General features: G+C 35.7%; 9 protein-coding genes. 7 read left to right on the top strand and 2 right to left on the bottom strand.

The features are described 5' to 3' along the window. A partial coding sequence (locus tag ACY651_RS02540; RefSeq protein ID WP_462249398.1) for an MFS transporter occupies nt 1-1,024 on the bottom strand: 1,024 nt, incomplete at its 3' end. A gap of 167 nt (nt 1,025-1,191) precedes the next feature. Between ACY651_RS02540 and ACY651_RS02545 the strand changes: the two genes are divergently transcribed. The 7 genes from ACY651_RS02545 to ACY651_RS02575 all read left to right on the top strand — a co-directional run bounded on the left by ACY651_RS02545 (nt 1,192) and on the right by ACY651_RS02575 (nt 10,037). Next, nucleotides 1,192-4,305 carry a sensor histidine kinase gene (locus tag ACY651_RS02545; RefSeq protein ID WP_462249400.1) on the top strand — a complete coding sequence of 1,038 codons (3,114 nt, stop codon included), beginning with the start codon at nt 1,192-1,194 and terminating at the stop codon, nt 4,303-4,305. Between the two features lie 2 nt (nt 4,306-4,307). Then, nucleotides 4,308-5,021 carry a LytR/AlgR family response regulator transcription factor gene (locus ACY651_RS02550; RefSeq protein WP_462249402.1) on the top strand — a complete coding sequence of 238 codons (714 nt, stop codon included), beginning with the start codon at nt 4,308-4,310 and terminating at the stop codon, nt 5,019-5,021. A 110-nt stretch (nt 5,022-5,131) separates the two neighbouring features. Further along, nucleotides 5,132-5,383: a hypothetical protein gene (locus ACY651_RS02555; RefSeq protein ID WP_462249404.1), complete on the top strand. Its 252-nt coding sequence runs from the start codon at nt 5,132-5,134 to the stop codon at nt 5,381-5,383. Further along, a complete protein-coding gene (locus ACY651_RS02560) occupies nt 5,383-6,522 on the top strand; it encodes a hypothetical protein (protein ID WP_462249406.1) in 1,140 nt (379 codons plus the stop codon). Before ACY651_RS02555 ends, ACY651_RS02560 begins: the two co-directional genes overlap by 1 nt. A 215-nt stretch (nt 6,523-6,737) precedes the next feature. Next, nucleotides 6,738-7,835 (top strand): hypothetical protein, encoded by a 1,098-nt coding sequence (locus ACY651_RS02565; RefSeq protein WP_462249408.1) that lies wholly within the window; start codon nt 6,738-6,740, stop codon nt 7,833-7,835. 111 nt (nt 7,836-7,946) lie between these two features. Next, on the top strand, nt 7,947-8,819 hold the full coding sequence (locus tag ACY651_RS02570) for a DUF4215 domain-containing protein (protein ID WP_462249410.1): 873 nt from the start codon (nt 7,947-7,949) through the stop codon (nt 8,817-8,819). 63 nt (nt 8,820-8,882) lie between these two features. Beyond that, the gene (locus ACY651_RS02575; RefSeq protein WP_462249414.1) at nt 8,883-10,037 is read left to right on the top strand and encodes a DUF4215 domain-containing protein; all 1,155 of its coding nucleotides are present in this window, start codon (nt 8,883-8,885) and stop codon (nt 10,035-10,037) included. Between the two features lie 46 nt (nt 10,038-10,083). Here the strand turns inward: ACY651_RS02575 and mfd are convergent. Beyond that, nucleotides 10,084-12,449: transcription-repair coupling factor (mfd, locus tag ACY651_RS02580; RefSeq protein WP_462249412.1), on the bottom strand; the 2,366-nt coding region annotated here is incomplete at its 5' end.

Consider the following 12,449-nt stretch of genomic DNA (forward strand, 5'->3'; position numbering starts at 1 on the left):
AAGCCCTTAAGTTAGTACCAAACTGCTCGGCACTGGTAATAATATATAATACCGAAATGCCCGAACCAAAACCTAAGCCAGAGCAAATAAAATAAAACCATGCCGGCGAACTGTTGTGCTGTGTAAAAAACAAAATAATAAAAACGGTAAAAATAAAATAGAAAATATACAGCGCTTTTTTTCTGCTTTTTAATTTATGGCTTATCAATCCGGCAGTAATATCGCCAAAGCCTAAACCGATGTATTGAAATAAGATTGCATTGCCGGGTGTAATGCCGTTAATGCCCATGCGTTTTGCAAATTCATCTGCAAAAAAAATAAGTATGCCTATGCAATACCAAACCGGCATGCCAATAAGTATTCCTTTTGCATATTTAAAAAATCTTTCTTTGGTGGTAAAAAATTTAAGATAATTACCCCGCTGTACATTGGTTTTTTCTAAAGAAGAAAACATGGTACTTTCAGCCACTGATACCCGTAAAGCCAGTAACAACAAACCAATGCCGCCACCAATAAAATAAAGTGTTCGCCAGTCTGTAATTACTTTGGAGAGCAGCGCTGCAGTAATTCCACCTAACACTCCACAGGTGGCAATTATTGTTCCTGCCAAACCTCTTTTTTCTTTAGGTAAAATTTCTGCAGTTAAAGTGATGCCTGCCCCCAGTTCGCCTGCCAGCCCAACTCCTGCAATAAACCTGATGATGATGTAAGTATTTATATCCTGGACAAAACCGTTGGCAATATTGGCAAGCGAATACAAAATAATAGAACCGAATAAAACTTTTAGCCTGCCAAATTTGTCGCCAATTATGCCCCATACAATGCCACCAATAACCATCCCTATTAATTGTATGCTGATGGTTAATTCGCCTTTGGATAAAATTTCGGCAGGAGATAAGCCCAGCTCTTTAAAACTGCTCGTACGCACAATGCCAAACAACAACAAATCGAAAATATCAACAAAAAAGCCCAGAGCTGCAACAATTACCGGAAGCGAAAGGAGGCCGTATTCTTTTTTACTCATGAAATAAATTATAGCAAGAAAATATTGTAGAAGACAAATGTAAGAAGAAATGTTTTGTGCAATTTTTTTTAACAGCATTTAAGGGCCGCTGTAAAAAGTATGCTTAAAAAGTTGATACCGCTAATTAAAATAACTAACAGTTGGGTTTATTTATTAAATTGCTTTTAATGAAAACCTGCAGCAAATTTATTTTAATACTGTTACTTCTTACAACATCAGTAAAGGTCATTGCTCAATTTAATACCGAAAATAATTTTAAATTTAAAACTTATACTGCTAACGAAGGATTAGTACATAATTACACCAAAAAATGCCTGCAGGATAGTAAAGGTTTTTTATGGATTATTACACAACATGGCCTTAGCCGGTTTGACGGGCTTAATTTTAAAAATTTTGAACACAACAATGCCGACAGCAATTCATTACCAGAAAATGATATTGAAGATATTGCGATAGACAGCGATGATAATATCTGGCTGAGTTATAAATCGGGACTTTGCTTTTATAATCAAATCAACCATCAGTTTAAAAAAATAAAAGTAAAAAATGAGTTTCTTAAAAGTTATGTAATTGTATTTGATAAAAAAAGAAACTGCATTTGGAGCGTAAATTTTACGGGTTACACAAAAATAAATTGTGCCACTTTACGGGTAGAATCCATTGCATTTAAACAATCCGAAACGCCTTATAATGACAAGATAAATTTTTTATTGATAGACAGTAAAGACAGGTTATGGATACCTTATGCCCGTGCCCGGTATCATTGCATTAATTTGTCTTCTGCAAAACAATATTTGCATAACGAACGTTTGCAGCCAACGTCTTTTTATGAAGATGATGAAAAAAATATTTGGATGACGGCGTGGCATACCGGGTTTAGAAAAGTAATAGCTGATGATACCCTTTACCAGTTTGAAAAGTATGGCGATCCTTATTTAAGAATTTCATCATCGCCATACGAATTTATTTCGCAGGCAGTAACCCAGAGCAATGCATTAACAGGAAAAAACATTTTATGGGTAATAAAATACGATGATGGTATTTTTTTGTTTGATAAAACAGCAGGTAAATTTATAACACAGTTTTACTATGACGCCAATAATAAAAATGGTATTGCTACAGATTTTAACGAATATATTTTTACTGATAAAAGTGATAACATCTGGATTTGTACCTGGTATGGAATTACAAAAGTTAACAAACAGGAACAACAGTTTGCAAGCCGAGAACTGCCGGAGTTAAGAGATCAACTTAATAACTGGGTATCTGGTTTTACTGATGATCCCTTTCAAAAAAATGTATTGTGGATGTCGGTTTGCGGTATGGGGTTAGTTAAGTATGAAAAATCTACCCATAAAATACTGCAGCGTTATGGTTTTTATTATGATGATACTAAATCAATAATGACAGGGGATGATTTTAATTATGACTGGCGCTGGACCACCGACTTGTATAAAGACAGTTACAACCAAATTTGGTCAACTACTTATGCTGGGCTTTTTAAAATTAAAAACAGTATTGTTTCAAAAGTTGCCCTTAAAAATAGCGAGGGTAATTTTATTTATCCTAGGCTTTCGAAAGAATTGGGTAAAGGAATTATTTGGGTAGTGGGCAGAGGAGGTATTTTTAAAGTGGATGCAGTAACGGACAAGTATTCTTTTTTTGCAGATGAAGAGGATAAACAAAATAATTTTTATGATATTGAGCAGTTAGATAATGATAATCTTGTATTGGCAAGCGACAGCGGAATAAAAATATTTAATATTGCTGGTAATAAGTTTTTTAAATTAAAGGAGAGTGGTATTTTTTTAAATGCATCTGAAAAGGCCTGCCGCTCCATTGAAATAATTAATAACAAATTATATATTGGCAGTTTGGGAGGGCTAAGGGTTTATGATCTTACAACCAAAATTACTACCGCATCCGGTAAAAATAAAGGCATTGATAAAGTAGATGAATGCAGGTTAAAAAAAGATGTGGATAAAAATCTTTGGGTAATAACATCGCATGGTTTATTTAAATATATTCCTGCAAAAAATATTTTTGAAAAATTTACAACCCAGGATGGTATTTACAGTTTGAGCGAAGAGCCTGCTACTTTTTTTTCTTACAATAACCTGTTTTATATTGGCTACCGTATGGCGTTTACTAATTTTGATCCGCTGCAGGTAAACGTTAACAATAAAAAAGCAAATCCTGTAATTACAGATATTATTATCAATGGAGAGTTATTCAATGAAACATTAAATCAGTCTCAAAAAAATCCTTTACAATTAAACTACAATGAAAACGAAATTATTTTTAATTATACCGCACCCGATTTTACCAACACCGATAAAATTACTTTTACTTACCAGTTAGAAGGGTACGATAAAGAATGGATTACTGCCGGTACAAGGCGTACAGTAACGTATAATAATTTGCTGCCCGGTAAGTATAGTTTTAAATTAAAAGCCGCCAACAGCAGTGGTTTACAAAACGAAAATTTTACAGCATTTCAATTTTATATTAAGCCGGCATTTTGGCAGCGCTGGTGGTTTTGGCCATTGCTTGCCATATTATTTGTTGCAGCAGTAATTAGTATAGCCAAAAAAAGAGTAGCCGCAATAAGAGAAAAAGAAAAACAAAAAACAGCAGTAAATAAAATGATGGCCGAACTGGAAACTAAAATGCTGCGTAGCCAGATGAACCCTCATTTTATTTTTAACTCCCTTAACTCTGTACAAAAATATATTTGGGAAAATAAAGAAGAAGATGCAGCGGAATATTTGGCAAGGTTTGCAAAACTGATAAGGGCCATTTTAGAAAATTCCAGAAAGGAAACCATTAGTTTAAAAGAAGAAATAAATGTAATGAAATTATATGTGGAGCTGGAACACCGGCGCAGCAATGCACATTTTGATTACGCTATTAAAGTTGATGATAATTTACCACAGGACAATTTACAGATACCACCTTTGCTGATGCAGCCATTTATTGAAAATGCTATTTGGCATGGCCTGAATAAAAAAGTAACCAAAGGCAATTTAACGGTTACAGTTATGCAAAAAAATAATCAGTTGGTTTGTATTATTGATGATGATGGTGTGGGCCGCCAGCATAAAGTTGAAAATAACACTGATGAAAAAAAATCGCTGGGATTAGAAATTACACAGCAGCGTATTAACAGGCTTATGGAAACTACAAAACAAAATGCCAGCGTAATAATAGAAGATAAAAAAGAAAATGGTGTTGCTGCCGGCACAAGAGTTATTATTACCTTACCACTGCAAATGCAATAAATATGCTACAATGTTATATAATTGATGACGAACAAAATGCAGTGGATGCTTTAGCTGCAATGCTTAATAAAAAATTTGTGCAGCAGGTAAAACTTTGCGGCAGCAATACCAGTGCACATGTTGCAATTGAAGAGATAGAACAGCTGCAGCCTGATATCGTTTTTTTAGATGTAGAAATGCCGCAGATGACCGGGTTGGAATTATTAAAACATTTTCCGGAAAGAAAATTTCAGGTAATTTTTACAACGGCACACGAGAAATATGCATTGCCGGCATTAAAAGCTGCTGCAACAGATTACCTGGTAAAACCATTATCGCCACAGGATGTTTATGATGCTTTACAAAAATGTACCGAAAGGCAGACTGTAAAAGAAAATATTGCTGCTGCATCACAAAAAATAACATTAACCACTTCGCATGAAATGTTATTGGTAAATGTGGAGGATATTATACATATTGAAGCTAACAATAATTATTCGCATTTTTATTTTATCAACCGGCCAAAAATAATTGTAAGTAAAACTTTAAAAGATTTTGAAGAACAATTAAGCAAACATAATTTTTTCAGAATACACCAGTCCCACCTTATAAACCTTAAATATGTAGAAGCTGTAAAAACTAACGACGGCGATTATGTATTACTGCAACAGGGCCACCGGGTAGAAATAAGCCGCAGAAAAAAAGCTGATTTTTTACAAAGATTAAAACTGGGGTAAGCCAAATTCTCAACAGAAATTACCGAATTCTTATTTGATGCATCCACGCTCTTATGGGCATTGCATTACTATGCCCATACTGCTTAGTTTTAACCCGACCTTTAAAACTAATGACCAAAGAAATTTCGATAACAATAGAATTACAAAACCATGGTAACTGGGTAAAAATATTTATACCCTACAGTGCCCCAACTAAAATGATGGCCATTTTACAAAACGATTATGGCGAAATATTAAAAAGTGTAAGCTTGGCCGAGGGAAATAATTCAATTGATATCAGTAATATAAAAAATTCTTTTATCAACATAAAAATAGAAACACCTTACGAAACCATTTTAAAAAAACTAAAATTAAGCTTGTGATGAAAAAATTATTAGTTATCATTTGTATTCTTTTTTCAATAAATGCTGCGGCACAAAATGTAGGCATTGGCGAAACTAATCCAGCCGAAAGTAAACTAAAGGTTAAAACTGCTGATAGTGCAGTATTGCTTATTCAAAATACAGCAACGGCACTTAACACCAAAACAGGTTTGTTTTACAAAAGCGACAACAATTATTCTGGCAGTATAGCCACAATACAAACGGCACCCAGTTTTTACCGAATGGGGTTGTTTACTTTTGGTGGTGCTGCAGCATCGGGGTTAAAAGAAAGAGTATCCATTTTAGATGACGGTAATGTGGGTATTGGCACTACCAATCCAACAACAAAATTAGAAGTAGCAGGCACATTGAAAATTGCTGATGGTACACAAGGTGCAGATAAAGTATTAACCAGTGATGCAGCTGGTAATGCAAGCTGGCAAAGTATTGGAAGCAAAGCTGGTTATAAATATTGCAAACAAATTACTGCGGCCGGCTCAGGAAATTTTACAGTTCCGGCAGGTGTTACGGAGGTTATGGTAGAGCTTTGGGGAGCCGGTAGCGGAGGGGTAATAAGCACTAATACCGTTTCAATTGCAGCACCGGCTTATTATTTTGGCGGCACAAGCGGAGGGTATGCAGCAACAACTCAAACTGTAATTCCGGGTAATATACTTAGCTATACAATTGGCTCTGGTAGTACTGATAATTTATACACTGTAACAATTAGTGATGGTGGTAGTACAACAATAACTTTTGCTGCCGGTAATCTTGTAGCCTTAGGCGGTAAAGGGCATTTAGCAACTTCGTTAACAGCAGGACAACCGCAAAGCGGCACCAGTACACTTACAAATTTTTATACACTTTACGGTAACCCCGGCGGTTTCCCCACTTTTAAAGCTGAACAAACAAGCTCTACTGATTTTTGGAAAATAAGATATTCAGGCGACGGAGGAAGAGCTGTTGGAATGGTAAATCCACCCGTACAGAGAGGAGCAGTATATTATTTTTTAAATGGTCCGTATCAATACGATCATAGTGAAAATGCAAATATTGATAATTATCCCGGCTCTGGTGGTGCCAGTGACGAAGATGGTAATAGCGGTGGCAATGGTATGATCCTTATCTGGTATAATTAGTAACAATTATAAACTCATCAAAATAGTTTACCATAAAAAATATTTTGCAACACACCGTTACATCAACCATTTTTAAAACTAATTATTTATAATGAAATTTTTTATCCTCCCGTGCATAGCTTTATTAGTATGTACAATGGTACAAGCACAAAATGCAGGTATTGGCAAAGCCTTATCAACAGAAGGAAATCTTCACATAAAAAAAACAAATTGATATGCAAAAAATTATCTTTTTCATGATAATATTACCGCAATTCGTTTTTGCCCAAACCCCAATAAACGATGAGCCTTGCGGAGCTGTTAATATACCAGTAGTTGCTGCGGCTAACTGCGTACCAACAACTATTTACCAATGGGCTAATGCAACATTTAGTACAGGCGGCACTTCAAACGCCAGCTGTGGTGGTTTTGGTAATACCAGTAAAGATGTGTGGTATAAATTCACCACAATAAATAATAATTGTGCCATCCTTTTTGATAAAGCCTATGCTGTATCTCACGATTTAGCAGCAGCAGTATATGATGCGGAAAGTTGTACTTTGTTTTACAGCAACCAATGGTGCAATGATGATGATGGCCCGGCAAATTACCCTCAATTTCAATTTGATAATTTGATAGCGGGTGCAACTTATTATTTAAGGGTATGGCAATACACAGCTACTACAGATACTGGCTCTGCAAAAATATGTATTGTGAGTGAGCCTAATATTTCGCCTGCAGTTGGTAAAACGGGTATCAATACAAATTTTCCATCCACCGCATTAGATGTAAATGGAGTGATAAAGATAAGAGGCGGAACACCTGCAAATAATAAGGTACTTACCAGCGATGCTATTGGTATTGCAAGTTGGAAAGCAGTACCTGTACCCACAAAAATTGCATTTGGTACTTACCTTTTACCAGGTAGTCCCCAATCTGCAAACAGCAATATATTTACAAAAATTTCATTTGGTGAGCCAGAAGAATTAGGGGTAGCAAATATATCAGCATCAGTATTTACGGCACCAGAAACTGCCACTTATCATTTTGAAACTTCAATAATGTTTGCTTTGCCAACCGCAGCAGATGTTGCCGTTCGTATTGTGGTAAGAGATGCTTCATTAAATATTATTAGAAATTATGAAACAAGAGAAAATGCCGCATCTGCAAGTACCGAAAAAAGTTTATTTGTATCTACCACCACAGCGTTATCAGCAGGACAAAAAGTAGAAGTGCAATTTTATCAAAATACCGGCACTGCACTTATTATTAATAATACTGGCAGTTTAGGTTTTGATAGAAAAACTAGGTTTCAAGGTTTTAAAATAAATTGATGCAAATAAAATTGGTTAACACTTTTAATTGAAGGGAAATAATATATACTCTAATAATAAAAATACTTAACAGTAATCCAAAATCAACAGTAAATAAAAATTCAAAGTTGTATGAAAAAAATAATTGTACTTATCATTTTTATTTTAGCAATAAATTCTGTCTTTGCCAACATTGGTTTTCTCCAAAACCTTCAAACCGCTTCATCCAAAAACGATAACACACTGTTGGTTTTTTATAAACCAGATTGCCCATATTGTATAAACATGGATAAAGCAGTATCGAACGATGCTGATTTTCAAAAAAAATTATTAGAAAAATACAACGTAAAGGTATTAGATATAACCACTGCCGAAGGCAGGCTGATGGCAGATAAGTTTAATATTCATGCAGTGCCCTCAATGGTTAATTTTAATAATGCCACAGGCAAATCTAAAATAATAAAAGGTTTTGGGGGTATAGAAAAGTTAGCGGCATCGCTTAATATTATTACTTCAACCATAAATAAAAACAATAACCCTGTAAATAATTTGGCTACCTGTGGCGATGGTATTGTAGAAGCCGGCGAAGGTTGTGATGATGGTAATTTATCAAACGGTGATGGCTGTAATGCTACTTGTTTGGTTGAAGCAGGTTTTAATTGCACAGGTAGCCCTAGTATTTGCACGCCTGTTGCAGTGTGTGGCGACGGCATTGTGGGAGCAGGCGAAGCATGCGACGATGGTAACAATACAAATGGCGATGGTTGTAACAGCAGCTGCAGTATAGAAGCAGGTTTTAATTGTACCGGTAACCCAAGTATTTGCAATTATAATGATGAATGTATAAATGCTGTTACACTATCGGGAACCAGTGGCACAGCAGCAGGACAAAATTCTTCGGCAACAAACTCTGTTGGTGTACCTGCACCAACCTGCCAAACTAATATTAATAAAGACGTATGGTTTACGTTCACTCTTTCAACAAGTAAAATTTGCCGCTTCTAAGTAAATGGTCCTTCAATTGCTGATCCCGTTTTAGCAATTTATTCCGGTACATGCGGTGCGTTGGTGCAGGTAGCCTGTGATGATGATGGCGGACCCGGCGCTTTTTCTTTAATTCAAACTACTTTAAATGCCGGAACATATTATGCAAGAATAGCTTCTTTTAATGCCACAGCAGCAGGCACTTTTTCTTTAGTGTACAATCTTAATCTTTCCAATATTTGTGGAAACAGCATTATTGAATCTACAGAAGAATGTGATGATGGCAATACTACTAACGGCGACGGTTGCAGCAGTACTTGCAAAACAGAAAATGCATCATCAATAAAAGGGGTGGGTATTAATAGTGATTCTACAAGAGCAAACCCGAGTGCCATGCTGGATGTAAAATCCTTCGACAGAGGTATTCTTATTCCAAGAATGAATACCGGGCAACGCACAGCAATTGCAGCACCTGCAAAAGGGTTATTAGTTTTTGATATTACTACCAGTACATTTTGGTATTACAGCGGAAGTGTATGGACAGAAGTTGGTGGTACTGCCGGCACAGCAGGTGGTGGATTACCAGCAGGAACTGCCAGCCAAACTTTACGCAGTAATGGCACCAACTGGATTGCAAACAGTGCTTTGCAAAATGATGGTACAAACGTAACCGTTAGCGGACAAATAAAAATTAATGGCGGTGTTCCAGGCTCAGGTAAAGTTTTAACAAGCGATGCTACCGGATTAGCAACATGGAAAGACGCACCAGGAAGCGTAGCATTTTCTGTAATGTTAGACAGTAACAGAACAATACCACATGGTGGGGCAAGTGTAAGATTACATTTTGGTCTTCTTGCTGCCAGCGCTAATAATTATAATACAGGTAACGCCTTTAACCAAAATACCGATGAGTTTGTAGCACCTTCCTCTGGATTGTATAGTTTTACTATGGATATTTATTCTGTTTCATTAACATCTGATTACAGCATAATTAATGAGTTTAGAGTAAATAACAGCAGTAATACTTTTACGACGCAAGTTCCTTTTGTAGATATCGTAAATGCAGCAGGTAGTTTAAAAGGATCTTATAGCCACACGGCAATATTAAATTTAAATGCTGGCGATAAAGTTTTTATTTTATCAAGTAAATTTAATTCTGCCAATACATCTAATGTTATCGTAGATTCTGGATCTGCTAGTGCTGCAGGCACACGTTTTATGGGGTATAAAATAAATTAAAAGGTGGGATATTCTAAAAAATCAAGTAACTGAAAGCAGGGATTTATTATAGCGACTCCCTCATACGTTTTAAAAACAAATGCAAACTGTTCATAGTCTTTACATCTTCTACCACCAAAATACCATTTTTACCCACCTGTTTTAGCTTGGCTTTATTGGTACCTTTTTGTAAAAATTGTAAAATGCCATTAAAAGTTTCGCTGGTAAAATACGGACTGTCGGGATTGCTTACAAAAAAACATTTTAAGGTTTCATTCTTTAAAAACATTTTTTCAAAACCTAACTCCACTGCTAATTTTCTGCAACGCACTGTAGTAAATAAATCTTCTACCTGCGGTGGTATTGGGCCAAAGCGGTCCGTCATTTCCTTATGAAAATCTTCTAAGTCTTTTTCGTTTGCACAATTATCTAATCTTGAATATAAGGAAAGTCTTTCGGTAATGCTTTCTACATAACTATCGGGGATAAGAATTTCCAAATCGGTATCAATGCTGCAATCGCTTACAAAATCATCCTGCTGCTGAATTTCTTCTTTATACAGTTCTTTAAATTCGGTTCGTTTTAATTCACGTATGGCTTCGTCTAAAATTTTCTGGTACATTTCAAAACCAATTTCTGCAATAAAACCACTTTGCTCACCACCCAACATATTGCCTGCGCCACGAATGTCCAGATCTCTCATGGCAATTTGAAATCCACTGCCTAAGTCACTGTATTGTTCTAAAGTAGATAAACGTTTTCTGCTGTCGGGTGGTAATGTACTCATTGGTGGAGCCAGCAAATAACAAAAAGCTTTTTTATTACTTCTTCCAACTCTTCCTCTTAATTGATGCAAATCACTCAATCCAAATTGATGTGCATTATTTACAATGATGGTGTTTACATTAGGAATATCCACACCACTTTCTACAATATTAGTACAAACCAGAACATCATATTTTTTATCCATAAAGTCGAGGATGGTATCTTCCAGTTCATCACCATCCATTTGTCCGTGTGCAAATGCAATACTAATATCCGGACATAAACCCTGTATTAATCCTTTCATTTCGGATAAGCCATTAACACGGTTATGTATAAAGAAAACCTGTCCGCCTCTTTCCGTTTCATAATAAATAATATCACGGATGGCATCTTCATTAAAAACCATTACTTCGGTTTGGATCGGTTGCCTGTTAGGTGGTGGTGTGTTGATGATACTTAAATCTCTTGCACCCATTAAACTAAACTGTAAAGTTCTTGGTATTGGGGTAGCCGTTAGTGTAAGCGAATCAACCGTTGCCCTTAACTGTTTTAGTTTTTCTTTTGCAGCCACACCAAATTTTTGTTCCTCATCAATTATCATTATACCCAAATCTTTAAACTTAACATCTTTACTCAGCAAAGCATGTGTACCAATGATGATATCAATTTTTCCTTCGGCTAATTTTGCAAGGGTTTCTTTTTTTTCTTTAGAAGATTTAAAGCGGTTGATAAAATCTACAGTTACCGGAAAATCTTTTAACCGTTCTCCAAAAGTTTTATAATGCTGATACGCAAGAATAGTTGTAGGCACTAATACAGCAGCTTGCTTACCATCGCAGCATGCTTTAAAAGCGGCACGTATAGCAATTTCTGTTTTGCCAAAACCCACATCACCACAAACCAAACGATCCATTGGCGATGGTTTTTCCATATCACGTTTTACATCTTCTGTTGCTTTGCCCTGGTCGGGAGTATCTTCATAAATAAAACTTGCTTCCAGTTCGGTTTGCATATAATTATCGGGGCTGAATGCAAAGCCTTCCTGGCTTTTTCTTTGTGCGTAAAGTTTTATTAAATCGGTAGCAATATCTTTTACCTGCTTTTTTGTTTTGTCTTTTAATTTATTCCAAACATCGCTGCCCAGTTTATTCATTTTAGGAATGCTGCCCTCTTTACCGCTGTACTTTCCTATTTTATGTAAACTGGAAATATTTACATACAACAAGTCGCCATCTTTATATTGAATACGTACTGCTTCCTGCAAACGTCCATTTGCTTCAATTTTTTGTAAGCCACTATACACACCTACTCCATGATCGATATGTGTTACATAATCTCCCGGTTGTAATTCTCTTAGTGTTTTTAAAGTAAGCGCCTTGTTTTTACTAAAGGCCTGTTTTACTTTGTATTTATGATAACGTTGAAAAATTTGATGATCCGTATAACAGATCACTTTTAAATCATCATCAATAAAACCTTCGTGGATAGATGTAGGAATGGGGATTACATTTATTTCCGCTTTCAGGTCAGTGAAGATCACATGCAATCTTTCTAACTGCTTGGGATTTTCGGCAAATAAATAAATGTTGTATTTTTTTGCTTCGTACTCTTTTAAATTTCTTATTAAAATTTCAAACTGCCTGTTAAAAGCAGGCTGCTCTTTTATTG

Origin of the sequence: Ferruginibacter sp., assembly GCF_031391665.1 — a bacterium.
Lineage (GTDB): Bacteria > Bacteroidota > Bacteroidia > Chitinophagales > Chitinophagaceae > Ferruginibacter.